Here is a 22860-nt window from a genome sequence, read left to right as displayed (position 1 = left end):
CCCAGCCGCTTGACCGGGCGGCACGTCCGGCTCTACCGTGCCTGGTACTCGGCGGTACCACGGTGGAGGTGGATGTCGTGACGACCCGGCTGCAGGACGGCCTGAAACCGGTGGTGCGCTGGGGCATCGGCCACGCGCTGCCCCGCACGGTCCTGCGCGCCGCGGCCCGGCGCGGCGACCTGCAGGCGCGGCTCGTCGCCGAAGCCGCGGTCTCCCCCACCGCCGCGTTGTCCGGCCTGTTCGACGAGATCCGCGGCCACGGCCCGCTCTACAAGGGCTCCTTCGCCTACGTCACGACCAGCCACGCGGCGGTGCGGGAAGTGCTGACCAGCAACGACTTCCGCGCCGGCGTGGGCGCCGGGTCCGACGGGGTGCTGGCGCGGCTGAGCGAGTGGTCGGCGTCGGACACGCTGCACCCGATCGCGCCGCCGTCGCTGCTGGCGACCGAGCCGCCGGACCACACCCGCTACCGCAAGCTGGTGACCCGCGTGTTCACCGTCCGCGCGGTGGAGAAGCTGCGGGCCCGCACCGAGGAGATCGCCCGCGAGCTGCTGGACGCGCTGGACCCGGACCGGCCAGTGGACCTCGTCGAGGCCTACTGCGCGCTGCTGCCGGTGACCGTGATCGCCGAGATCCTCGGGGTGCCGCCGGAGCAGCGGCAGCGGGTGCTGGAGCTGGGCACCGCCGCCGCGCCGAGCCTGGACCTCGGTCTGCCGTGGCGGGAGTTCCGCGCGGTCGAGTCGGCGCTGGCCGACTTCGACGCCTGGCTCGGCGACCACCTGGACCGCCTGCGCGCCCACCCCGGCGACGACCTGCTCAGCCAGCTGGTCGCGGCACGCGAGGACGGGGTCGGGCTGACCGATCTGGAACTGCGGGCGACCGCCGGGCTGGTGCTCGCCGCGGGCTTCGAGACGACGGTGAACCTGCTCGGCAACGGCATCACCCTGCTACACGACCACCCCGAGCAGCTCGCCGCGCTGCGCGCGGAGCCGTCGCTGTGGCCGAACGCGGTCGACGAGATCCTGCGCGTCGACCCGCCGGTGCTGCTCACCGGGCGCACCTGCCTGCGCGACACCGAGATCGGCGGCGTGCGGGTCCGCGGAGGCTCGGTGGTGACGACGATCCTGGCCGGCGCCAACCGCGACCCGGAGGTCTTCAAGGACCCCGCGAGGTTCGACGTCCGCCGCGAGAACGCCCGCGAGCACATCTCGTTCTCGGCGGGCAGGCACTACTGCCTGGGCGCCGCGCTGGCCCGCATGGAGGGCGAGGTCGGTCTGCGGACGCTGTTCGACCGCTTCCCGGACCTCCGCCTCACCCCCGGCGCGACCCGCCGCGGCACCCGCATCCTGCGGGGCTTCGAACACCTGCCGGCGCGGCTGCGCTGACCCCGGTCAGAGCACGTTGACCGTCCGAATCGGACCTCACGCCAGAGCCAGTGCGGTCCGCGCCAGGCGGGCGGGGCTGCTGATCAGCTCGTAGCCGGCGACCAGTCCGCGGCTGATGGTGAATCGGATCGCCAGCCGGAGGCGGCCGTCCGGCGCGATCACCAGACCCGGTTCGCCGTCGACGAGAGCGAAGTCGGCGAACCGCGCGTTCCGGCCGAACACGACGATCTCCTCCGCCACGTGGCGGGCGCCCCGCACCTCGGGGCGGCCGTCGGCGCGGCGCACCACGTCCGGGCTCAGCACCGCGACGATCGCGTCGAGGTCGCCGGTCCGGGACGCCGCCAGGAACGCCTCGATCACCCTCCGCTGCCCGGCCGCGTCCGGGCTCGGGGAGGTGCCGCGGACCTTCGCGCGTGCCCGGCTGGCGAGCTTCTTCGCCGTCGCCGTGGTGCGGCCGACGATCGGGGCGATCTCGTCGAACGGCACGGCGAACACGTCGTGCAGCACGAACGCGACCCGCTCGTCGGGGCCCAGCCGGTCCAGCACCACCAGCAGGGCGCGGCCCACCTCGTCGGCGAACAGCACTTCCCGGTCCGCGCCCGGCGCGGGATCGGGTTCCTCCACGGGCTCCTGTCGGGCGCGCTGCCGGAGCATGTCCAGGCACACCCGCGACAGCACCGTCCGCAGCCAGCCGGCGGGATTGCGCACCTCGCTGGTGTCCGTGCGCGCCATCCGCAGCCACGTCTCCTGGACGGCGTCCTCGGCGTCGGTGAGCGAGCCGAGCATGCGGTAGGCCACGCCGGTCAGCTGCTCGCGATGCGCTTCGAAGTCCACCGGTCACCTTTCGCCGCCGTCGGTCGTCACCACTTTAGGACCACTCACGAGCGGAAAGGACACTGTGGACGTTTACGAAGCGGTCGCGACGCGCCGGGCGGTGCGCTCCTTCCGGGGCACGCCCGTCCCACACGAGGTGCTTTCCCGGGTGTTGCGGGCGGCGGCGCGGGCGCCGTCCGGGGGAAACCTGCAGCCGTGGCACGTGTTCGTGGTGACCGGCGAGCCGCTGGCGGATCTGAAGAAGCGGACGCTCGAACGCGTCGCGGCAGGCGACCCCGGCGACCCGCGCGAGTACCCGATGTACCCGCCCGATCTGCCGTCCCCGTACCGGGAACGCCGGTCCGCGGCGGCGGCCCGGCGCTACCGGAACATCCCCCGGGACGACACCGCCGCCCGGCAGGCCACGGTCGCGCGCAACTGGGACTGCTTCGGCGCCCCGGCCGCGTTGTTCTGCTACCTCGACCGGATCATGGGCGCCGCCCAGTGGGCGGACGCCGGCATGTACCTGCAGACGGTGATGCTGCTGCTCCGCGCGGAAGGGCTGGACAGCTGCCCGCAGATGGCGTGGTCGGTCTACCGCACGACGGTGGCCGAGGTGGTGTCACCGCCGGAACGGCTGGTGCTCTTCTGCGGCCTGTCCATCGGCTACGCCGCCGTGACCCCGGAGCGCACCGAACGCGCCCCGCTCACCGAGACCGTGACCTTCCTCGGCTGAGTCACCGTCCACTGTGGCCGGTCACCGCAGCACGACCGGGCCGTTGTAGAGGGCGGCGCCCCGCGCGTCCAGCACCCGCACCCAGGCCTCGCCCGTGTCGGGGTACACCGGCTTCGCGCCGTCGGGCAGCCAGGCCGCGAACGTCCCGTTCACGACGGGCACGGTGACCGGCTCCCCGGCGCCGAAGTCGGCGACCACGCTCGTGGCCGACCGCGGCGCGAGGCCCACGAAGGGCACCTTCCCGGCCTGCGCGGGCACCGACAGCCGACGGACCGGGATCGACCTGCCCAGGAACGTGTCGACGTGCAGTGACGATCCGGTGGGCGCGGTGACGCACGCGATCATGTGCTCGGCGCTGCGCCCCAGCACCACGCGGTACGGCCCGTGCTCCAGCAGGCCGCCGGGCTGGTAGGCGTCGGCGTCGGCGGGCGGCGCGGTCAGCGCGGCCAGGCATTCGCCGAGTGCGCGCCCGGCGGGCGAGGTCCGGTCACCCGGCTGGTCGACGATGCTGACCAGCGGCGCCGGGGCCGGCGGCAGTTCGACCCGCGGACCGGGGCGGGTCCGCTGGCCCTCGACCGACTTCCCGGCCCACAGGGTGGTGGTCGCCGGGTCGGTCGCGGTGAACGCGGTGAACACACCGGTCCCCGGCGTGACCGGCTCGACGGTGATGCCGAGGCCATCGGGCAGGGACAGCTCGATGCTCGGCCACGACGGATCGGCGATCCCGGCGGCCAATCCGGTCCCGGTGTAGAGCAGCAGCCCGGTGCGGCTGCCGGCGGCATAGGCCGGTTCGGCGGACGGATCGGACACGGTGACCGTGGTCGCCGTGGTCTCGCAGAAGACCGGCCTGCCGCCGGCGAGGTAGGAGGTGACGACGTCGTCGCCGAGCACGCGGCTGCCGGTGGCGCGCCACTCCTCCCGCGGCGGGACCTGCCCGGTCTTGCCCGCGGACTCGATCGCGCCCCAGCACCGGTCGTCGACACCACCGGAGCCGACGGGAACCGGCGCGGACGACCGGAAGAACTGGGCGCCGACCAGCACGCCGGCGACGAGCACGATCACGGCGGCGCCGGCCACGAGGGCGCGGCCGCGGCGGGGGGCCATCCCGGCTCGCACGGTGGCGCGCATCCGTTCGCGCACCTCGGGCGGCAGCTCACGGCGCGGCGGCAGGGTGTGGCTCATTTCTCCTCCAGCAGGGCACGGAGCCGGGCGCGGGCGCGCGACAGGTGCGCGCGCACGGTCACCTCGGCGACCTCGAGCAGGGCGGCGGCGTCGGCGACCGGCAGCTCGCCGAGCAGGCACAGCTCGACGACCTGCCGTTGCGCCGCGGGCAGGGCGCGGACGGCGTCGATGATCAGCCGCAGGCGCGCTTCGCCGTCGAGGCGGTCGGCGACGCCGTCGGCGTGGTCGGACACCGGCGCGGGATCGGGCATCCGGCGCAGCAGCCGCAGCCGCCGCGTGCGGCCGCGGTGCTCGTCGCGCGCGAGGTTGCCCGCGACGGTGAACAGCCAGGGCAGCGCGCTGTCACGCACCAGGGTGAGGTCGGCGCGTTTGCGCCAGGCGGTCAGGAAGGTCGCGGAGGTGAGGTCCTCGGCGCTGGCCCAGGAGCCGGTCAGCCGGTAGGCGTGGTTCCACACCGCCTGCGCGTGGCGTTCGAAGAGCACCGCGAAGGCTTCGCGATCACCCCGCGCCCACAGATCGGCGTCGCCCGGCTCCACCGGTACCCCCAGCCCGGTCAGTTGCATGGTCACACCGGACAGTGGCCGGCACGGCGCTCGATGTTGTCACCGGGGCCCGATGTTGTCACAGGGACCAGAGCGACGCGCCGAGGTCGAGCACGACCCTGGCCGGGATCTCGCCGGCCCGCAGCTCGGCGAGGCAGGTGTTGACGTCCTCCAGCGCGCGGGTCTCGGCCACCACGCAGGTCCGCCCGGCGGCGTGCAGCGCGAACACGTCGGCCGTGTCGCGGCGGGTCCCGCCGATCGAGCCGGTCACCGTCTTCCCGCCGGTCACCGCGTCGAACAGCGGCACCGTCAGTGCGCCGCGGGCGGGCAGCGCGACGCACACCAGCCGCCCGCCGCGCCGCAGCGACCGGTAGGCCTGGGCCACGGACTCCGCGGACGGGGCCAGCGCGAGCGCGACGCCGGCGCCGCCGAGGAGGCCGATCTCCACGGACGGGTCGGCGAACCGGGCGTCGACGAGGTGGTCGGCGCCCACCCGGCGGGCCAGGTCCAGCTTCTCGTCGTCGACGTCAACCGCCACCACGCGGCCGCCGGCCATGCGGGCGTACTGGATCGCGAGGTGCCCGAGCCCGCCCACGCCGAACACCGCGACCAGCTCACCCGCGGCAAGCCGGGACACCTTGACCGCCCGGAACGCGGCCGTCCCCGCGCACGTCAGCGCGGCGGCGTCCACAGCGGACAGTTCCTCCGGGACGGCCACGGCGTACCGGTCGTCGGTGAGCGCGTACTCGGCGAAGGTGCCGTCCGCGGAGCACCCGGTGTCGCACTGGTCCTCGCACAGGTTCTCCCAGCCGGACACGCAGTGCTCGCAGTGCCCGCACGCCGAGCCGAGCCAGCTGATCGCGACGCGCTCCCCCGGCCGGTGCAGCGAGGCGCCGGGCCCCAGCTCCTCCACCACGCCGACGCCCTCGTGCCCCGGCACGGTCGACGGGCGCGGCCGCAGCGGCCAGTCGCCCCGCAGGAGGTGGACGTCGGTGTGGCACAGGCCGCTGGCGAGCATCCGGACCAGCACCTGGCCCGGTCCCGGCTCCGGCACCGGGCGGTCCCGGATCTCCAGCTTCGCGCCGGTCTCGGGCACGACGGCCGCTTTCATCACGGTCCTCCCCTGGCCGGCCGCGCTGTCAGTACCGCAGGTGCGCGGGCTGGTGCGTCACTTCCTCGATGTCGCCCGCGGCCGCGTCCAGCAGCCGGTGCGCCAGGTCGCTGAGCGCCCGCGCGGTGGCCAGCTCGTCCCCGATCTCGGGCACGTTGGTGTCGGCCGGGTTGAGGCGGGCGGTCCCGATCCCGACCAGGCTGGTCCGCTCGCCGGTGTGCAGTCGCGCCGTGGCGCGGGTCCGCGTCTCGTGCTCGTCGATCACGATGTCGACATGCCAGTTCTTGTCCCGCATGGCAGCCTCCCGGTGGTCTCCGGCTTCCACGCTGCTCCGCCCGGCGGGGCGCAGGAAGGGCCGGAAGTCACCGCGTGCGTCAGCGGATCCGGCGCACGTCCAGGGGTGTCTCGACCGCGCCGCCGTCCGGGCCGCGCTCCACCCGGTACGCGCCGGCGCGGTCCCGCTCGGCGAGCGCCTCGGCGAGTTCGCCGCCGCGGTAGAGCAGTCCGGCTCCGTCGTCGGTCGCGTAGCCGGGTGGCAGGGTGCCGTCCGCGACCAGCGACTGGAACAGCGGCCGCCGGGCGGGTTCGCTGTCGTGGTGGACGCCGTTGGACCACGGGAGCAGGCCGAGCCCGTTGGTCACCGGCCGCAGCTCGGGGCCGAACGAGTCGGTCGTGCCCCCGGTGTGCCAGCAGATCGAGCCCGCCGACACGCCGGTGAGAACCACCCCGGCCTGCCACGCGTCGCGCATCACCACGTCCAGGCCGTGCAGCCGCCACAGCGCCAGCAGCCCGGCGACGCTGCCGCCCCACACCCAGATCACGTCCTGGGACAGCAGGTGCCCGGCGAGGTCGGCGATGTTCGGCATCGGCAGCAACGCCACGTGGCTGCCCGCCCACCCCTCGCGCCACGCGTTCTCGTAGAAGGTGGCGGTCAGGCGGCGGTCGTCGCCGCAGGCGGTGCCCAGGAAGCACACCCGCGGCGCGCGGCCGGTGACGCCGGCGAGCTCGACCGCGTACCGCGTCAGGGGGCCGGCCTCCCAGTCCAGTCGCGCCGAGGCCCGGACGCCGCCGGAGGTGGCCAGGATCGTCGGTTCGTCGGCTGCCATGCCGTGATCCTACGGACTGGCGCCGCTTGCATGCATTGTATACAGTGCATGCCGTGGAGACGACGTACGACCGCGTGCGGGAGCTGATCGTCGGCGGAGCCTTCCCGCCCGGGCAGCGCCTCACCGAACTGGACCTGTCGCAGCGGCTCGACGTGAGCCGCACGCCCGTGCGGGAGGCGTTGCGGCGCCTGGAAAGCGACGGCCTGGTCGAGAGCGGGCAGCGGGGCGTCACCGTGATCCGGCTGAGCGACGCGGAACTGCGGGAGGCCTACCTCGTCCGCGCCTCGCTGGAAGCGCTTACCGCCGAGCTGGCCGCCCAGCGCCAGCAGGCCGGCGAGATCGCGCCCGCCGCGCTGGCCCGGCTGACCGGCTTCGCCGACGACGCCGACCGCGCCACCCGGGCCGGCGACCTGATCACCGGCGTGCGGCACAACCGCGAATTCCACCGGCACGTCGCGGTCCTGGCCGGGAACTCCCTCGCGCTCGGCTTCCTCGACCGCGTGTGGGACCGGATCCTCGTGTCCACACAGGATTCCCTGACCGCCCCCAGCCGCACCGGCCAGGTCGACGACGAGCACCGCCGCCTCGTCGAAGCCATCACCAGCGGGGACGGGCCGTCGGCCGCGGCCCTGGCCCGCGACCACGTCCTGAGCACCCTGTCCGCACTACCCGGAGGAGCACCCCGATGAGCAAGGAACACGGCTACGAGGTCACGGTCACCTGGAACGGCTCCACCGCCGGGGGTTACCGCGCCTACGACCGCGGCCACGACGTCACCGCCGAGGGCAAGCCGCCCATCGCGGCGACCGCGGACCCGGCCTTCCTCGGCGACCCGGCCCGCTGGAACCCCGAGGAGCTGCTGGTGGCGTCGTTGTCGCAGTGCCACCTGCTGACCTACCTGGCGTTGTGCGCCCGGCACGGCATCACCGTCACCGGCTACCGGGACGCCGCGACCGGCCGCATGGCCGAAACCCCCGGCGGCGGCGGGCACTTCACCGAGGTGACCCTGCACCCCGAAGTCACGATCACCGACGCGAGCGCGGCGGACAAGGCCGCCGAACTGCACCACCGGGCGCACGAGCTGTGCTTCATCGCGAACTCGGTGAACTTCCCGGTCCACCACGCACCGGTGATCCACGTCGCCTGACGGGAGTGGCCTGGCCGGCCGCGGAGACGTCCGGAGTGGACTAACCGAGCGCGGCCACGATCGCCGCGCCGAGGTCGGCCGGCCTGCTGAACTGGGGCCAGTGCCCGGTCGGCAGGTCGACCAGCTCCACGTCGCTCATCGCCGCGAGCTCGGCCACGTACGGGTGCTGCGCGGCGATCAGCTCACGCACCTGGGCGGACGGCATCGACGTGCAGATCACCGTCGCCGGGATCGCGCGGCGGCGCTCGTCGGACAGCTCGACCGGTTCGCGGGTCACCGCGGCGGGCTCCGGGACCGCCTCGGCACGCATCCGCTCGCGCAGCTCGCCGGTGAGCCCGGCCAGCTCGGCTTCCTCGAAGGCCGCCCAGTCCGGCAGCGGCACGTCGGCGCCCTCGGCGGGCAGGGCTTCGTTGATCGAGGCGCCGCTGGACAGCGGCCCGGCGTCGACGAAGACGATCCGCGCCACGCGGTCCGGGCGGGCGTCGGCGGCGGCGTAGGCGAGGGGCCCGCCGCCGGAGTGACCGACCAGGACCACCGGCTCGTCCTCCGCGTCGATCGCGGCCACGATGGCGGCGACGTGGTCGCGCACGCCGATCCCGTTGCGGTCGGCGGCCGCTTCGAGGCCGGGCAGGGTCAGCGCGCGCACGGTGTGGCCGGCGGCGGTCAGCGCGGGTTCGACGTCGCGCCACGAGGACGCGCCGAGCCAGAAGCCGGGGACGAGGATGACGATCATCGGCAGAGCCTAGAACGTCAGGGGTGTCCCCGATACCGGATTTACCGGGATCGCCTTACCGTCGCCGTACCGCCACGACACGGAGGCTTCCGATGAAGGCGATCGTCCAGGACCGGTACGGCTCACCCGACGTGCTCTCCCTGCAGGAGACCGACCAGCCGAGGCCGTCGGCAGGCGAGGTCCTCGTCCGCGTGCGCGCGGCCGCGGTCAACGCCTACGACTGGCACATCATGCGCGGCGACCCCTACGTCCTCCGCCTCGCCGCGCGATCCCTGCGCGGCCCGCGGTTCCGCATCCGGGGCCGGGACGTGGCCGGCGTCGTCGACGCGGTGGGGGACGGCGTCACCGGCCTGTCCCCCGGCGACGAGGTGTACGGCGACACCGGCGAGTCCGACGGCGCCTTCGCCGAGTACGTGTGCGTGCCGGCGGAACGGCTGGCGCCCAAGCCGGCGAAGCTGACCTTCGAGCGGGCCGCCGCGGTGCCGCTCGCCGGCAGCACCGCGCTCGTCGGGCTGCGGGACGCCGGGCGGTTGCGGGCGGGACAGCACGTCCTGATCAACGGCGCGTCCGGCGGGGTGGGCACGTTCGCGGTGCAGATCGCGAAGGCGCTGGGCGCGACGGTGACCGCGGTGTGCAGCACGCGCAACGTCGAACTGGTGACCTCGCTCGGCGCGGACCACGTCGTCGACTACACGCGCGAAGACTTCACCCGGGGCGCGAGCCGCTACGAACTGGTGCTGGACCTCGTCGGGAACCGCTCGCTCGCGGACCTGCGCCGGGTCCTGACGCCGGAGGGCACGCTCCTGCTCTCCGGCGGAGGCGTGTCGCGCGGCGGCAGCGTGTTCGGCCCGATGGGATTGATCACCCGCGGGCGGCTGGCGTCGCGGTTCACCCGGCAGCGGATCGCGGACTTCTCCGGCTCGTCGAACCGGGAGCTGCTCACGGCGCTGAGCGAGCTGATCGAGGCGGGCCGCGTGGAGCCGGTGATCGACCGGGACTTCCCGCTGGAGAAGACGGCGGAGGCGATCCGCTACCTGGAGACCGAACACGCGCGGGCGAAGGTGGTGATCACGCTCTGAGGGCCGCCGCCGCGCGGGCGGTGACCTCGTCCCAGCGGCCCTCGCGCAGCAGCGCAGGCTCGGCCATCCAGCTGCCGCTCACCGCGGGGACCATCGGCAGCGCCAGGTAGTCGTGCATGTTGCCCGCGGTCACGCCGCCGGAGGGCATGAACGAGACACCGCGGAAGGGGGCGGCGAGCGCGCGGATCGCCGCCGGGCCGCCGAGCAGGCCGGCGGGGAAGAACTTCACCTCGCCCACCCCGAGCGCGGTGGCCGCCATCAGATCGGTCGCGGTCGCCACGCCCGGCAGCGCGGGAACGCCGTGGGCGGCGGCGCGGGCGACCACGTCCGCCGACACGCCCGGGCTGACCAGGAACCGAGCGCCCGCCTCGACAGCCGCGTCCACATGCGACGGAAGCAGCACCGACCCGGCGCCGGTCAGCAGCTCCGGCAACGCCGACAGCCGCCGGATGCCCTCCAGGCCCGCGGGCGTGCGCAGGGTGATCTCGACGACGCCGATGCCGCCGGCGAGCAGCGCATCCCCGAGGGGCAGCGCCTGCGCGGGCTCGTCCAGCACGACCACAGGCACGACCGGGCACCGCGACAGCAGGCTCACCGGACCACCCCCGCCGACCCGAGCGGCTCCGCCGGGCACCCCGACAGCAATCTCAATGGACCAGCCTCGCCCGGCTCGAGCGCCACCGAGCGCCGCGACAGCAGGTTCACCGGGCCACCTCCACCGGCCCGACTGGACGGGGCGGCAGCAGCCTCACTGGACCACCCCCCGCCGATCCGCCCAGCACCACCAGACCCCCAACCAGCACCGGACCACCCTCGCCCCGCCAGCACCCCACGGACGCCAACCGGCCCCGTGACAGCAATTTCACCGAACCACCCCCACCGCTCGCCCAGCACCAAGACAGCCCTCACCGAACCACCTCCACCGGCTGGGCAGGACGGCAGCAGCCTCACCAGACCTCACCCGCCGATCCGCCCAGCACCACCGGGCCCCCAACCAGCAACTTCACCGAACCACCCCCACCGGCCCGGCTGGCCAGGGCGGCAGCAGCCTCGCCAGACCACCCTCGCCCCGCCAGCACCCCACCGATGCCAACCGGCGCCATGACTGCAACCTCACCGAACCACCCCCACCGGCTCGCCCAGCACCACCCGGCACCAAGACAGCCCTCACCGAACCACCTCGACCGGCTCCTCGGCTGCGGGCTCCTCGGCGCGCAGCTCCTCGCGCGTGGGCAGCCCCTCCCAGTCCCCCGGCACCCGGCACACCGCGGCCCCCGCCGCGTTGCCCAGCCGCAGGCACCCGGGCACCGGCTCGCCGGCCACCAGTCCGCTCAGGTAACCCGCCACGAACGCGTCACCCGCGCCGACCGGGTCGACGACGGTCACCGGCACCGCCTCCGCCCGGTGCGCCGAGTCCCCGTCCACCGCGACCGCGCCCAGCGCGCCGAGCTTCACCACCGCCGTCCGCGGGCCGCTTCCCGCCAGCTCGCGCGCCAGTTCCTCGCCCAGTTCGAACGACACCTCGCCCACCGGCAGGCCGAGCAGCAGCGCCGCTTCCTCCGGGCCGGCGAACACGAGGTCCGCGGCCCCCGCCAGCCGCGTCAGCACCAGCCCGGCCTCCTCGGGCGGCCACAGCGTCGCGCGGTAGTTGACGTCGAACGACACGAGCGTCCCGGCCTCCCGCGCCACCCCGATGACGTGGTCCAGCGTCTCCCGCGGGCCGGGGCCGAGCGCCGCGGTGATCCCGGACACGTGCAACACGTCGGCGGCCGCCACGGCAGCGGCGTCGATGTCCGAAGGGGACAGTCGGGACGCGGCGCTGCCCCTCCGGTAGTACCGCACCCGCCACGGTTTCCCGCCGCGCATCTCCTTCAGCATCAGCCCGGTCGGCGCCTCCGGATCGCGCCCGGCGAGCACCCGCACGCCCTCGGCGCGGATCTCGCGGGTCACCAGCGCGCCGAACGCGTCGTCCCCGACCCGGCTGATCCACGCCGACGGCACACCCAGCCGAGCCAGCCCGATGGCCACATTGGACTCCGCTCCCCCGATGCCCACCGGCAACGCGGACCCGCCGGTCACCCTGCCCGAGTCCGGTGTGGACAGCAGTGCCATCGTCTCGCCCAGGGTCACCACGCTCATCGCCGCTCCCCCAGCCGCAGCAGCACCTTGCTGCTGCCGCTCGACCGGTCCGCGGCGACGGCCAGCGCCTCGCCCGCCCGCTCCAGGTCGAAGGTGTGCGTGATCAGCGGCGACACGTCGAGCCCGTCGCCGAGGGCGCGCACCGCGTCGGTGATCTCGTCGACGAACCGGTACGAGCCGATCCAGGTGATCTCTCGCGTGACCAGGTCGCCGAGCACCGCGGTGGCCGGCTCCCCCGGCAGGTTCCCGACCTGCACGAGCGTCCCGCCACGCGCGGTCGCCCGCAGCGCGCCACCGAGCGCACCGGGAGCGCCGGAGGCTTCGAAGACCAGCTCCACGTCCTCGGGCAGGGCGTCCCCGGCGGCGAGGTCGACCACCTCGTCCGCCCCGACCCGGCGCGCGATCACCAGCGCCGAGGGCGACAGGTCCGCCGCGATCACCGTCGCGGCGCCGCGGTGCTTCGCGGCCGCCGCGACCAGGCACCCGATCGGCCCGGCGCCGTTGACCAGCACCGTGCGCCCGGTGACGTCCCCGGCGCGGCCGACCGCGTGCAGCGCCACCGCCAGCGGTTCGGCCAGCGCGCCCTGCCGCGTGCTCACGCCCGACGGCAGCGGCCGCAGCTGGTCCGCGCGCACCACCCGCAGCTCGCTGAAGCCGCCGTCGGTGTGCGGGTGGAACGCCGCCGAGCCGAAGTACCGCACGCGGGGCAGCAGGTTGGTGCGCCCGGCGATCCGGGCGGGCAGCGTGGTGTCCCCGACCGGCTCGGCCGGGTGGACGGTCACCGGCTGCCCCGGTTCGACACCGGTGACGCCGGGACCGAGCCCGGCGACGCGCCCGGCGACCTCGTGCCCGAGCACCAGCGGGTGCTTCAGCACGGCGGTGCCGGACGCGCCGTGGCGCCAGTAGGCGACGTCGGAGCCGCAGATGCCGCCCCACTCCATCGCGATCAGCACCTCGCCGGGGCCGGGCGCCGGGTCCGGCCGGGTGTCGATCCGGACGTCCCCCGGGCCGTGCACGACGGCTGCTCTCATGCGGCGTCCTCCAGACGGACCAGGTCACGCCCGCGGGTCTCCGGCGCGAGGTACGCCGAGACGAACGTGATGAGCGAGTAGGCGACGAGCATCGCCGCGATGGGCCACCAGTGACCGGTCAGCGCGGTCAGCGACGCGGCCAGCACCGGGCCGATCGCGGTGGCGAGGATGCCGCCGATCTCCTTGGCGACGGCCAGCTGGGTGAACCGGGTGCGCGAGCCGAACAGCTCGGCCATGGTCACGCTCTCCAGCGAGAACAGGCCCAGCACACCGACGTTGAGGCCGACGATCATCGCGACGGTCAGCGCCGCGGTGCCCCCGTTGGCGATCGTCAGCATCATCGGCGCGGCGATCACCACGGTCAGCAGCGACAGCCCCAGGTAGACCGGGCGGCGGCCGAACCGGTCGCCGAGCAGGCCGACGACGGGGATGGTGACGAACCCGAGCAGCGAGCCGTAGACGATCGCCGCGGTCGGCACCGACTTGTTCACGGCCAGCTCGGTGGCGATGTAGCCGACGAGGAACGTCTGCACCAGGCCGGAGTTGCCGGCCTGCCCGAACCGCAGGCCCAGCGCCAGCAGGAACGACTTGCCCTTGCGCTGCTTGAGGCCCGCCTCGATCGCGCTCTCGCCGGCTTCCTCGATCTCCTTGCGGCTCAGGGCGACGCCGTCGACGACGTCCGGCCGCTCCTCGAACACCGGGCTCTCCTTGAGGTTGGCCCGCATCCACACGCCGAGGACGAGCAGCACGAAGCTCAGCAGGAACGGCAGCCGCCAGCCCCAGCTCAGCAGCTGCTCGTCGGAGAGCACCGCGAGCAGCACGGCCCACAGCCCGGACGCGGCGAGCGTGCCGGAGTTGGTGCCCAGCGACACCAGCGACGCGATCAGGCCACGGCGCCTGGCCGGCGCGTACTCGGCGAGCATCACGGTCGCCCCGGCGATCTCCGCGCCCGCGCCGAAGCCCTGGACCAGCCGCAGCGCCACGAGCAGGATCGGCGCGGCGATGCCGATCATCGAGTACGGGGGCAGCACGCCGATCAGCGTCGTGGAAACGCCCATCAGCGCGATCGTGACGAACAGGACCTTCTTGCGTCCGATCCGGTCGCCCATCCGTCCGAAGTAGACCGCGCCGGCCAGGCGCGCGACGTAGCCGACGCCGTAGGTCGCCATCGCCGCGATCAGCCCGATCGCCGGGCTGACGTTCGGGAAGAAGATCTTGTTGAACACGATCGCGGCGGCCAGCGAGTACAGCTGGAAGTCCATGAACTCCATGGCGGTGCCGAGCCAGCCGGACATCGCGGCCCGGCTGAGGTCCCGGGTCGTGCGGGTCACCGCTCCCGGCGCCGTCTGGGTGCTGTCGGTCATCGTGCGCTCCTTTGCTTCACGGGTCTCGCGGTGGTCTACGGGTCGATCCGCCCGGCCTCGACCGCGGGCAGGCGCCGCGCGATCGCGGCCACCAGCGCCGGGTCGCCGGCCAGGTCGGCGCCGCCGATCGCGGTGAGCAGCCGGGCGACCACGGTCGCGGTGTCCGGCGCCGCGTCCCAGCACGCGGCGAGGGACTCCGCCAACGGATCGGTGATGCCGAACGGCTGCCGGGTGGCGTGCACCCACGCCGCCAGGGCCAGCGCCAGCACCGGGCCCGCGCCGCCCCGCTCCCGCAGCACGGGCAGCCAGCGTTCGGCGATCTTCAGCGAGCCGTCCGAACCGATCTGCCGCAGCCGGTGGCCGATTGCGGGATCGGCGAACCGCTCGACGAGTGCGTCGACGTAGGCGGGCACGTCCAGGTCCGAGGCAGGCAGGGTGGGCGCGACCTCCGCCGTGAAGCCGCGGACCATCCTCTCACCCCACCCGGTGGCGAGGACGTCGGCGACCGTCCGGCAGCCCGCCGCCAGACCGAGGTAGGCCAGCGCCGAGTGGGAGCCGTTGAGCAGCCGCAGCTTCATCAGCTGGTGGGGCGCGACATCGGCGACGAACAGGGCGCCGTCGGCCTCCCACGGCGGGCGCGGCGCGGCGAAGGAGTCCTCCAGCACCCACTGGCGGTAGGGCTCGGCCGCGACCGCCATCTCGTCGCGCACGCCGAGCGCGGCCGCCGCCGCGTCCACGGTGGCGCCGGTCACGGCCGGGACGATGCGGTCGACCACCGTGGCCGGGAAGGCGACGGCGGTGCGCAGCCAGTCCTGGACGGCCTCGCGGTCGGGCCAGTCCGCCGCCGCGGCGAAACCGGTGATCACGTCGGCCAGCGCGCGGCCGTTGCCTGCGGCGTTGTCGCAGGACACGACACTGATCGGGGCGCCGGTGGCGCGGAAGCGGGCGGCCAGCGAGGTGGCCAGGCGGCCGATCACGGTGCGCGGCGGACGGCCCGCGAGATCGGCGGCGATCTCCGGGTTCGCGGTGTCCAGGCGCCCGGTGGCCGGGTCGCGGAAGTAGCCCTTTTCGGTGACGGTCAGGGTAACGACGGTCACCTCCGGCGAGGTGAGCAGCTCGTCGACCCGGCCGGCGTCGGGCACCATCCCGAGCGCCTCGACGACCGAGCCGACCACGCGCGTGCGCCGGTCGGTGACCGAGAACAGGCAGTCCTGGGCGCGCAGGCGCTCGACCGGCTCCGGCGACCGCGGGTTGACCGCGGCGATCCCCCACGGCTGCCCGGACGCGGCCGCGGCGGCCTCGGTGTAGAGGGCCTGGTGGGCCCGGTGGAACGCGCCCAGTCCGAAGTGGATGACCCTCGGCGCGAGGTCGCGCGGGTCGGTTTCCGGCCGGTGCTCCGGCTTCAGGGAGTCCAGTGTGGACAGGCTGAGCGTCACCAGTCGTGCACCGAGCCGTCGAGGCGGCGCGCCACCGGCAGGTAACGCGGCTGGTAGGGGAACTTCGCCGCGGCCTTCTCGTCGTACTCGACGCCGAGGCCGGGCTGCTCGGACGGGTGCAGCATGCCGTCGGCGAAGGTGACCCCGCTGCGGAACACCTCGCCGGTCTCCGGCACGTGCGGCATGTACTCCTGGATGCCGAAGTTCGGCACCGCGATGTCGACGTGCACCGCGGCCGCGAGCGTGACCGGCGACAGGTCGGTGGCGCCGTGCGAGCCGGTCCGGACCTGGTAGAGCGCGGCGAGGTCGAAGATGCGGCGCAGGTGCGTGATCCCGCCGGCGTGCACGACCGTGGTGCGCACGTAGTCGATGAGCTGCTCGGTGATCAGGTGCTGGACGTCCCAGATGGACGTCAGGTTCTCCCCGACCGCGACCGGGGTGGTGGTGTGCTGCCGGATCAGGCGGAAGGCCTCCTGGTTCTCCGCCGGGGTCGGGTCCTCCATCCAGAACAGGCGGCAGTCCTCGACGCGCTTGCCGAACCGGGCCGCCTCGATCGGGGTGAGACGGTGGTGGACGTCGTGCAGCAGGTGGAAGCCGAAGCCGAACTCCGCGCGGACGGCCTCCAGGTACGTGGGCGCGAAGTCGAGGTAGGCCTCGGTGGACCAGGGCTGCTCGTCCGGCAACGCGGTCGCGGCGGGTTCGTAGACCACGCCCTTGCGTACGCCGTAGCTGCCGCCGATGCCGGGCACCGCCGCCTGGGCGCGGATCGCCTGGTAGCCCTGGTCGCGGAAGCGGGCGACGTCGTCGAGCAGCTCGGCGACGTCCGAGCCGCTGGCGTGGGAGTAGACGAGCACGCCGTCGCGGGAGCGGCCGCCGAGGAGCTGGTACACCGGCAGGCCGGCGACCTTGCCCTTGATGTCCCACAGCGCGGTGTCCACGGCGGCGATCGCGGTCATCGTCACCGGGCCGCGGCGCCAGTACGCGCCGCGGTAGAGGTACTGCCACACGTCCTCGATGCGCGCCGGGTCGCGGCCGATGAGCAGCGGCGCGACGTGGTCGCGGAGGTAGCTCGCGACGGCCAGCTCGCGGCCGTTGAGGGTCGCGTCGCCAAGGCCGGTCACGCCGTCGGAGGTGGTCAGGCGCAGGGTGACGAAGTTGCGGCCCGGCGAGGCCACGAACACCTCGGCCCGCTCGATCGTGCTCACGTTCGCTCCTTCAGTGTGGCAGCACTTGTATACAAGCACCTGTCGCGCAGAGCGTCAACTAGTCGGGCAGGGTTGTCGGCTAGTGTCGGCGTGGTGACCGAACGAGGGCGCACGAACCGCCGGCTCGTGTACGAGACGCTGCGGCGCAAGGTGCTGACGCTGGAGCTGGCGCCGGGCGCGGCGCTGTCCGAGAACGAGCTGGCGGCGGTGCTGGGGGTGAGCCGGACGCCGGTGCGGGAGAGCCTGATCCTGCTCGCGGAGGAGGGCCTGGTCCAGGTGTTCCCGCAGGTGGGGTCGTTCGTGTCGCGGGTGGACATGCGGCGGGTGGCGGACGCGCAGTTCCTGCGGGAGGCGGTCGAGCTGGCGGCCCTGGAGGACCTGCCGGAGACGCCCGACGCCGGGGTGGTGGCCGCGCTGGAGGCGAACCTGGCCCGGCAGCGGGAGGCGGACATCGACCTCGAGGAGTTCTTCGCGCTGGACGAGGAGTTCCACCGTGGCCTGCTGGAGCTGAGCGGGCACGAACGGGCGTGGCCGACGGTGGTGTCGGCGAAGGGGCACCTCGACCGGGCCCGCCGGCTGGGTCTCTACGAAGCGAACACGCCCGAGGTGTTCGCCGGGCAGCACGAGGAGATCCTGCGGGCCGTCATCGCGAGGGACGTGCCCCTGGCCCGCGCCACGATGCGCACACACCTGCGGGAGGTCTTCGCGGACATCGAACGCATCCGGGCGCGCAAACCGGAACTGTTCGCGTCGAACACGAACTCGACGCCGGTGCGCCGGAACGTGGTGGTCTGGGAGTAGGCCGGTCGAAACGCCGCGGCCACGACCGCGACCGGCGGTCTACCCGCGAGTTCCGAGCCGCACCTGTTTCAGTTGCCTGCCCGCCCGCTCGCGGTCCCACGTCCCCGCCGTGACCCCTTCGGCGCGGAGACGATGTTTCTCGATCTTGCTGGTCGGAGTCTTGGGGAGAGCGTCGACCACCCGGATGTAGCGCGGCACCATGAAGTGCGCGAGACGTTCCGCTACGAAGTCGAACACCTCCTCGGGAGTGACGGTTCCCCCGGGAACCGGAGCCACCACGGCCAGCACGTCGTCCTCGCCGTGCACACTCGGAACAGCGACCACCGCGCATTCCTGGACCGCCGGATGAGCCAGGATCTCGGCCTCGACATCGAAGGAGGAGATGTTCTCGCCCCGGCGGCGGATCGCGTCCTTGATCCGGTCCACGAAGAAGAACCGGCCGTCGCCGTCGCGGCGGAACGCGTCGCCCGTGTGGAACCACCCGTTCCGCCACGCCGCCGCCGTGGCTTCCGGCATCTTCCAGTAGCCGGAGTTCATCGCCCACGGCCGATCGGTCCGGAGCACGAGTTCCCCGGCCACCCCCGGCGGGACCTCGCAATCGTGCTCGTCCACCAGCCGCGCCTGCACGCCACGGCGGACCCGGCCGCACATTCCGGCGATGGCGGGATCGGGCTCGGAGATGATCGGGATTGACACCTCGGTCATGTTGTACATCGTCTGCACGGTGACACCGAAACGTTCGGCGAACCCGCGCACGTCGTCGATCAGGGGGATCATGATGACCCGCCGGAGCGGGTGCTCTCGATCCTGGTCCGTGGGCGGCTGCTTGGCCAGGAAGGTCGCCATGACTCCGAGCAAGGTCACCTGCGTGGTTCCCGTGCCTCGCACCGTCTCCCAGAACCCGGCCGTGTCGAACCGCTCCACCACCGCGATGGAAGCACCGGCCAGCAGCGCGGCATAGGTGCCGATGGTTCCGCCGGCGTGGAACAGCGGAAGATTGACCATGTAGCGGTCGGACGGGGTCAGCTCGGCGGCGAAGGCGACCGCGGCCGTGGTCGCCAGCTGGACGTAGGAGCAGATGACCGCTTTCGACGGCCCAGTGGTTCCGGATGTGAAGATCAGCGCGTACGGGTCCCACGGCTCGATCGGTCGTTCCGGCCGCACCTCCTCGCCTCTTCCGGTCCAGCTGTCCGCCGTGAACTCGATGACGTGCTCGACCCCGCTGACCTGGCCCGCGAGCCGGGGATGCGCCAGCACGACCCGCGCTCCGGACAGCTCGATCGCATGATCCAGCAGCCGGCCCCGGTAGGCGGTGTTGAGCGGCACGTACACGGCGCCGAGGAGGTTGATGCCGTACCAGGCGCGCACGGCCTCCGGGCCGTTGGGCAGCCACACCAGGACGTGATCCCCCTGTCGCACACCGAGCGCCCGGAGTTCACGAGCGACGGTGTTGGCCGCGGCCCAGGTCTGCTCGTAGGTCCAGGAGGATCCGTCCTCGAACACGGCGTGGACCTGCTCCGGGCGGTCCCTGGCCTGCCGTCGCAGGACTGGTGCAAGTACGCAGTCGTCGGCCGCGGGAAGCGCCGGACTCCACCAATCCATGCTGACTCCTATGACGAGCAGGCAATGTGTATGAACGTTTGTAAATAACAGGGCTCGTCCCTGTCAAGCACTTGCCAATGAACCCTCCACGGCTATTCTGTATGTACGTTCATTCACCGATCGGAGGTTCGCCGTGCCCGAACCGGTCTACCTGCTGGGCGGCAGTCAAACCGACTTCGCCCGGAACTGGTCCAAGGACAGCACCACCCCCCTCTTCGACATGCTCGAGGAAGCGGTGAGCGACTGCCTGGCCGCGACCCGCGTGACTCCGGAGGAAGTCGAGAGCGCACACGTCGGCAACTTCGCGGCGGAACGCTTCACCGGGCAGGCGCACCTCGGAGCCGTGGTGCCGATGCTCGATCCCCGCTGGTCCAGCCTGCCGACCGCCCGCCACGAAGCCGCGTGCGCGTCCGGGAGCATCGCGATCCTGGCCGGAATGGCCGAGATCGAGGCCGGCCGCTACGACGTCGTCCTCGTCGCGGGCGTCGAACTAATGCGCAACGTGCCCGGCGAGGAGGCCGCGCACCACCTCGGGTGCGCCGCCTGGACGCCGGAGGAGACCGTCCCGGAGTCGCTGCCGTGGCCGACCCTGTTCGACCGGATCTCCGACGAGATCGCACGGCGGCATGGTCTCGAACAGCAACACCTCAACCGGATCTCGGAGATCAACCGCACCAACGCGCGCCGCAATCCGCTGGCTCAGACGCGCGACTGGACCCTGTCGGCTGACCAGTTCACCGACGATGAGCTGGCCAACCCGGTCGTGACCGGGCGACTCCGCAAGAGCGACTGCGGCCGGATCACCGATGGCGCCGCGGCCGTCGTGCTCGCGAGCCGTGAGTTCGCCGAGAAGTGGGCCCGCCGGGGAGCGGGAGAGCAGACCGGCCCCAGCCGCATCCGCGGATGGGGTCACCGCAGCGCACCCTTACCCCTCAGTGCCAAGTTCGATCTGGCGGCCCCTGGTCACCACCTGTTCCCGAACGTGCGCAACGCCATCACCGACGCCTACCGGCGCGCTCACATCCCCGGTCCCCGCGCCCTCGATGTGATCGAGACCCACGACTGCTTCACCGTCAACGAATACCTGGCGCTGGAGCACTTCGGCCTGACCGCCCCGGGTCGCGCGTGGGAGGCGGTCGAAGAAGGCATCATCGAGTTCGACGGTCCGCTGCCGGTGAACCCGTCCGGCGGCCTCATCGGCGCGGGTCACCCGGTCGGCGCCACCGGCGTGCGGATGCTCCTCGACGCCCACCGCCAGGTCACCGGCGCGGCGGGCGAGTACCAGGTGCCGGGAGCGCGCACAGCGGCGACCCTCAACATCGGCGGCAGCAACAGCACCGCGGTGAGCTTCGTCGTGGGGGAGGCGACGTGAATGGTGCTTCCTGTGGCGATATGAACGCTCATAGAGCTGCTCCGCTATCGTCGGACCGGTACCGATACGCGGCGTCCGACACGGGCGGGAACGGCGGGGTGAGTCATGCGAGCGAAGGCCAAGGTACGGGTGACGTCGGACCGGCACCCCCGGGAGCGCTTGCAGGAGGCCGGCACCCTCCTGTTCTACGAGAAGGGCTTCCACGCGACCTCCGTGCGGGACATCACCGAAGCGTGCGGGTTGACCGCGGGCTCGCTCTACAACCACTTCGCCTCGAAGGAAGACGTCCTCTACTCGATCATCATGGACGCGCACGCGGCACTGGACCGCAGGCTCGGCTCCGTGCCGCCGGACGCTCCTCCCGCCGAGCGCCTCCGCGGCCTGGTGGAGGGTTTCGTGCTGCACCACACCCGGCTGAGCCGGGAGGCGATGGTCGGTGACGAGTGGCGAGCGCTCGACGAGGAGCACCGCGAGGAGGTTCGGGAGAACCGGCTGCGCGTGCGAGCCCTGTTCGAGGACACGTTGCGCACCGGAGCGAAGTCGGGTGACTTCAGCCTTCCCCCGCTGACCGTCGGCGACCCCGTGCGCATGGCGGCCATGGCCATCCTGGACATGGGTTTCCGCGTAGCGGGCTGGTTCCACCCGGACGGAAGCGTTCCGGACACCGAATTCGCCCGGTTCTACGCGAACCTCATCGTCCGGTCGGTCGCGGCGGACTGAGTTTTCCGATCCTGGAGGATCACCGGAACCATTGGCAGCGGAGCGGATCCGGACGTACGCTGCCCCCGCACTGTATGAACGATCGTACAGCCCCACGAGGTGAGCGATGTCTGATCACGTCCTGCCCACGCCCGTCATCGACATGGCCGGGATGGTCTTCGATGCCGAGTGCTGGGAGGCCTACCTCCTCGGATTCGCGGAGTCCGCACCCGACTACTTCCGCACTTTCGGCGCCCGCTTCGCCGCCACGGCCGGAGTCGACGCCGCGGAATTCCTGGCGCTCGCGGGACCCGACCCCGAGCAGGCGGTGGCCCTTCTGGCCGCCACCGGCGTGTTCGACCTGGACCTCGACGGCTACGCCGAGCGGCTCGCCGCCGAGGGGGTCCGGCACCAGGTGCTGCTCAGCAACGTGCGGCCACTGCGAACCGGTGGAGTCGTCAACGACCGGGTCGCCGAGTTCGCGCAGAAGTACCCCCGGCTCTTCCAAGCATGGGGATGCGTCGATCTGTCCGATCCGGACGGCGCGATCCGGGAGATCCGTAGATGCACGAACGAGCTGGGGATGCGCGGAGCGACCGTGACGCACTTCCTCGATGCCGCCGACCCGCTGTCGGAAGGAGCCCACGAGTTCTACTCGGCACTGGAGGAACTCGGGATTCCGATGTGGGTGCACACCGGGCACAACCTGTCTTCGCGCCTGCCGATGGACTGGTGCACGTGGCGGCATCTGGACGTCATCGCCCGACGGCATCCCGAGCTCGTCGTGATCGCCGGACACGGCGGCTGGCCCTGGATCATCGAGATGATGGCGCTGTGCCAGCGGCACCGCAACGTGTACCTGGAATTCTCCACCCACCGGCCACGGCACATGGCGCGTGCGGGCTCGGGCTGGGAACCGTTGTTCGCCCACGGGGCCACAACAGTGCGGGACAAGATCCTCTTCGGCGGGATCGAATGGATCCACGGTCTCACGACCGGCACCCTGGCCGCGGAGGCCGGCGCATTCGACATCAGCGATCGGAGCCGCAAAGCATGGCTGCACGACAACGCCGCCCGGGTGCTGGGGCTCCCGGACGCGGAATGACCAAGGAGAGCTGATGAACCCGGAACTGGCCGGCCGCGCTGCACTCGTCACCGGGGCCGGGCGCGGCATCGGGGCCGCGATCGCCGAAGAGCTGGCGACGGCAGGGGCTCGCGTAGCGGTGAACGACATCGACGCCGACAGCGCTGCTTCGACCGTCAAGCGAATCCGTGAGCGCGGGGCGAGGCTGATGCGGAGATCGAGCGGTGGTTCGCGGTCCGGCACGTCACGCCGGTGTGGCACCTGGACGGCCTGCCTCAGCAGACCGTGGGCGC

General features: G+C 72.9%; 24 protein-coding genes. 10 read left to right on the top strand and 14 right to left on the bottom strand.

From position 1 onward, the window contains the following. Positions 1–62 precede the first annotated feature (62 nt). Positions 63–1385 carry a cytochrome P450 gene (locus ABZ215_RS19945; RefSeq protein ID WP_020423196.1) on the top strand — a complete coding sequence of 441 codons (1323 nt, stop codon included), beginning with the start codon at positions 63–65 and terminating at the stop codon, positions 1383–1385. A 36-nt stretch (positions 1386–1421) separates the two neighbouring features. Here ABZ215_RS19945 and ABZ215_RS19940 read toward each other — a convergent pair whose 3' ends face one another. Further along, on the bottom strand, positions 1422–2219 hold the full coding sequence (locus ABZ215_RS19940; protein ID WP_354950725.1) for a sigma-70 family RNA polymerase sigma factor: 798 nt from the start codon (positions 2217–2219) through the stop codon (positions 1422–1424). Between the two features lie 64 nt (positions 2220–2283). Here ABZ215_RS19940 and ABZ215_RS19935 point away from each other — a divergent pair, with 64 nt between their 5' ends. Next, positions 2284–2934 (top strand): nitroreductase, encoded by a 651-nt coding sequence (locus ABZ215_RS19935; protein ID WP_354950723.1) that lies wholly within the window; start codon positions 2284–2286, stop codon positions 2932–2934. A 21-nt stretch (positions 2935–2955) separates the two neighbouring features. Here the strand turns inward: ABZ215_RS19935 and ABZ215_RS19930 are convergent, their stop codons facing one another. From ABZ215_RS19930 to ABZ215_RS19910, 5 genes are all read right to left on the bottom strand, one after another. Next, positions 2956–4116 carry a hypothetical protein gene (locus ABZ215_RS19930; RefSeq protein ID WP_354950721.1) on the bottom strand — a complete coding sequence of 387 codons (1161 nt, stop codon included), beginning with the start codon at positions 4114–4116 and terminating at the stop codon, positions 2956–2958. After that, positions 4113–4679 (bottom strand): RNA polymerase sigma factor, encoded by a 567-nt coding sequence (locus ABZ215_RS19925; RefSeq protein ID WP_354950772.1) that lies wholly within the window; start codon positions 4677–4679, stop codon positions 4113–4115. Before ABZ215_RS19925 ends, ABZ215_RS19930 begins: the two co-directional genes overlap by 4 nt. Before the next feature lie 58 nt (positions 4680–4737). Further along, the gene (locus ABZ215_RS19920; RefSeq protein WP_354950719.1) at positions 4738–5769 is read right to left on the bottom strand and encodes a zinc-dependent alcohol dehydrogenase; all 1032 of its coding nucleotides are present in this window, start codon (positions 5767–5769) and stop codon (positions 4738–4740) included. Positions 5770–5797: 28 nt separating this feature from the next. Continuing rightward, a complete protein-coding gene (locus ABZ215_RS19915; protein ID WP_237337807.1) occupies positions 5798–6064 on the bottom strand; it encodes a DUF1876 domain-containing protein in 267 nt (88 codons plus the stop codon). A gap of 79 nt (positions 6065–6143) precedes the next feature. Beyond that, entirely contained in the window at positions 6144–6875 is a 732-nt protein-coding gene (locus tag ABZ215_RS19910) for a peptidase E (RefSeq protein WP_020423203.1), read from the bottom strand. A 53-nt stretch (positions 6876–6928) separates the two neighbouring features. Here ABZ215_RS19910 and ABZ215_RS19905 point away from each other — a divergent pair, with 53 nt between their 5' ends. Both ABZ215_RS19905 and ABZ215_RS19900 read left to right on the top strand, forming a co-directional pair. Next, on the top strand, positions 6929–7564 hold the full coding sequence (locus ABZ215_RS19905; protein ID WP_354950716.1) for a GntR family transcriptional regulator: 636 nt from the start codon (positions 6929–6931) through the stop codon (positions 7562–7564). Further along, entirely contained in the window at positions 7561–8022 is a 462-nt protein-coding gene (locus tag ABZ215_RS19900; protein WP_020423205.1) for an OsmC family protein, read from the top strand. Before ABZ215_RS19905 ends, ABZ215_RS19900 begins: the two co-directional genes overlap by 4 nt. A gap of 40 nt (positions 8023–8062) precedes the next feature. Here ABZ215_RS19900 and ABZ215_RS19895 read toward each other — a convergent pair whose 3' ends face one another. Continuing rightward, positions 8063–8755 carry an alpha/beta fold hydrolase gene (locus ABZ215_RS19895; RefSeq protein WP_237337810.1) on the bottom strand — a complete coding sequence of 231 codons (693 nt, stop codon included), beginning with the start codon at positions 8753–8755 and terminating at the stop codon, positions 8063–8065. A 92-nt stretch (positions 8756–8847) separates the two neighbouring features. On the opposite strand from ABZ215_RS19895, the gene ABZ215_RS19890 reads away from it, so the two are divergent. Beyond that, positions 8848–9834 (top strand): NAD(P)-dependent alcohol dehydrogenase, encoded by a 987-nt coding sequence (locus ABZ215_RS19890; protein ID WP_354950714.1) that lies wholly within the window; start codon positions 8848–8850, stop codon positions 9832–9834. On the opposite strand, the gene eda is transcribed toward ABZ215_RS19890, so the two are convergent. From eda to manD, 6 genes are all read right to left on the bottom strand, one after another. Beyond that, positions 9824–10429 carry a bifunctional 4-hydroxy-2-oxoglutarate aldolase/2-dehydro-3-deoxy-phosphogluconate aldolase gene (gene eda / locus ABZ215_RS19885; protein WP_354950712.1) on the bottom strand — a complete coding sequence of 202 codons (606 nt, stop codon included), beginning with the start codon at positions 10427–10429 and terminating at the stop codon, positions 9824–9826. The two genes, ABZ215_RS19890 and eda, sit on opposite strands and share 11 nt — an antisense overlap. Positions 10430–11001: 572 nt before the next feature. Next, positions 11002–11973 (bottom strand): sugar kinase, encoded by a 972-nt coding sequence (locus ABZ215_RS19880; RefSeq protein ID WP_354950710.1) that lies wholly within the window; start codon positions 11971–11973, stop codon positions 11002–11004. Then, positions 11970–13004, bottom strand: a complete 1035-nt coding sequence (locus ABZ215_RS19875) for an L-idonate 5-dehydrogenase (protein WP_354950708.1) — start codon at positions 13002–13004, stop codon at positions 11970–11972. Before ABZ215_RS19875 ends, ABZ215_RS19880 begins: the two co-directional genes overlap by 4 nt. Beyond that, the gene (locus ABZ215_RS19870; protein ID WP_020420513.1) at positions 13001–14368 is read right to left on the bottom strand and encodes an MFS transporter; all 1368 of its coding nucleotides are present in this window, start codon (positions 14366–14368) and stop codon (positions 13001–13003) included. The genes ABZ215_RS19875 and ABZ215_RS19870 overlap by 4 nt, the downstream gene beginning before the upstream one ends. Positions 14369–14403: 35 nt before the next feature. Continuing rightward, positions 14404–15804 (bottom strand): mannitol dehydrogenase family protein, encoded by a 1401-nt coding sequence (locus tag ABZ215_RS19865; RefSeq protein WP_354950706.1) that lies wholly within the window; start codon positions 15802–15804, stop codon positions 14404–14406. After that, the gene (manD, locus tag ABZ215_RS19860) at positions 15801–17009 is read right to left on the bottom strand and encodes a D-mannonate dehydratase ManD (protein ID WP_354950704.1); all 1209 of its coding nucleotides are present in this window, start codon (positions 17007–17009) and stop codon (positions 15801–15803) included. The genes ABZ215_RS19865 and manD overlap by 4 nt, the downstream gene beginning before the upstream one ends. Positions 17010–17102: 93 nt before the next feature. On the opposite strand from manD, the gene ABZ215_RS19855 reads away from it, so the two are divergent. Beyond that, a complete protein-coding gene (locus ABZ215_RS19855; protein ID WP_027936229.1) occupies positions 17103–17810 on the top strand; it encodes a GntR family transcriptional regulator in 708 nt (235 codons plus the stop codon). Between the two features lie 39 nt (positions 17811–17849). On the opposite strand, the gene ABZ215_RS19850 is transcribed toward ABZ215_RS19855, so the two are convergent. Further along, positions 17850–19412 carry an AMP-binding protein gene (locus ABZ215_RS19850; protein ID WP_354950701.1) on the bottom strand — a complete coding sequence of 521 codons (1563 nt, stop codon included), beginning with the start codon at positions 19410–19412 and terminating at the stop codon, positions 17850–17852. A gap of 133 nt (positions 19413–19545) precedes the next feature. On the opposite strand from ABZ215_RS19850, the gene ABZ215_RS19845 reads away from it, so the two are divergent. From ABZ215_RS19845 to ABZ215_RS19830, 4 genes are all read left to right on the top strand, one after another. Next, complete coding sequence (locus ABZ215_RS19845) at positions 19546–20784, top strand: acetyl-CoA acetyltransferase (protein ID WP_354950699.1); 1239 nt, start codon at positions 19546–19548, stop codon at positions 20782–20784. A 105-nt stretch (positions 20785–20889) separates the two neighbouring features. Beyond that, a complete protein-coding gene (locus ABZ215_RS19840; protein WP_354950697.1) occupies positions 20890–21504 on the top strand; it encodes a TetR/AcrR family transcriptional regulator in 615 nt (204 codons plus the stop codon). Between the two features lie 106 nt (positions 21505–21610). Continuing rightward, complete coding sequence (locus ABZ215_RS19835; RefSeq protein WP_354950695.1) at positions 21611–22588, top strand: amidohydrolase family protein; 978 nt, start codon at positions 21611–21613, stop codon at positions 22586–22588. 13 nt (positions 22589–22601) lie between these two features. Next, positions 22602–22860, top strand: a 259-nt coding sequence (locus tag ABZ215_RS19830; protein ID WP_354950693.1) for an SDR family NAD(P)-dependent oxidoreductase, incomplete at its 3' end; no start/stop codon positions are given.

The sequence above is a fragment of the Amycolatopsis sp. NPDC006131 genome (assembly GCF_040614175.1).
Lineage (GTDB): Bacteria > Actinomycetota > Actinomycetes > Mycobacteriales > Pseudonocardiaceae > Amycolatopsis_E > Amycolatopsis_E tucumanensis.
Note: the sequence above shows the minus strand (reverse complement) of the source record. Positions and strands in the feature narration are given on the sequence as shown.

Excerpts from the sequence above, each read along its gene's own strand:
- ABZ215_RS19930 (WP_354950721.1), bottom strand. The coding sequence starts at position 4,116 with ATGAGCCACACCCTGCCGCCGCGCCGTGAGCTGCCGCCCGAGGTGCGC.
- ABZ215_RS19925 (WP_354950772.1), bottom strand. The coding sequence starts at position 4,679 with ATGCAACTGACCGGGCTGGGGGTACCGGTGGAGCCGGGCGACGCCGAT.
- ABZ215_RS19920 (WP_354950719.1), bottom strand. The coding sequence starts at position 5,769 with ATGAAAGCGGCCGTCGTGCCCGAGACCGGCGCGAAGCTGGAGATCCGG.
- ABZ215_RS19915 (WP_237337807.1), bottom strand. The coding sequence starts at position 6,064 with ATGCGGGACAAGAACTGGCATGTCGACATCGTGATCGACGAGCACGAG.
- ABZ215_RS19910 (WP_020423203.1), bottom strand. The coding sequence starts at position 6,875 with ATGGCAGCCGACGAACCGACGATCCTGGCCACCTCCGGCGGCGTCCGG.
- ABZ215_RS19900 (WP_020423205.1), top strand. The coding sequence starts at position 7,561 with ATGAGCAAGGAACACGGCTACGAGGTCACGGTCACCTGGAACGGCTCC.
- ABZ215_RS19895 (WP_237337810.1), bottom strand. The coding sequence starts at position 8,755 with ATGATCGTCATCCTCGTCCCCGGCTTCTGGCTCGGCGCGTCCTCGTGG.
- ABZ215_RS19890 (WP_354950714.1), top strand. The coding sequence starts at position 8,848 with ATGAAGGCGATCGTCCAGGACCGGTACGGCTCACCCGACGTGCTCTCC.
- ABZ215_RS19880 (WP_354950710.1), bottom strand. The coding sequence starts at position 11,973 with ATGAGCGTGGTGACCCTGGGCGAGACGATGGCACTGCTGTCCACACCG.
- ABZ215_RS19875 (WP_354950708.1), bottom strand. The coding sequence starts at position 13,004 with ATGAGAGCAGCCGTCGTGCACGGCCCGGGGGACGTCCGGATCGACACC.
- ABZ215_RS19870 (WP_020420513.1), bottom strand. The coding sequence starts at position 14,368 with ATGACCGACAGCACCCAGACGGCGCCGGGAGCGGTGACCCGCACGACC.
- ABZ215_RS19850 (WP_354950701.1), bottom strand. The coding sequence starts at position 19,412 with ATGGATTGGTGGAGTCCGGCGCTTCCCGCGGCCGACGACTGCGTACTT.
- ABZ215_RS19840 (WP_354950697.1), top strand. The coding sequence starts at position 20,890 with ATGCGAGCGAAGGCCAAGGTACGGGTGACGTCGGACCGGCACCCCCGG.
- ABZ215_RS19835 (WP_354950695.1), top strand. The coding sequence starts at position 21,611 with ATGTCTGATCACGTCCTGCCCACGCCCGTCATCGACATGGCCGGGATG.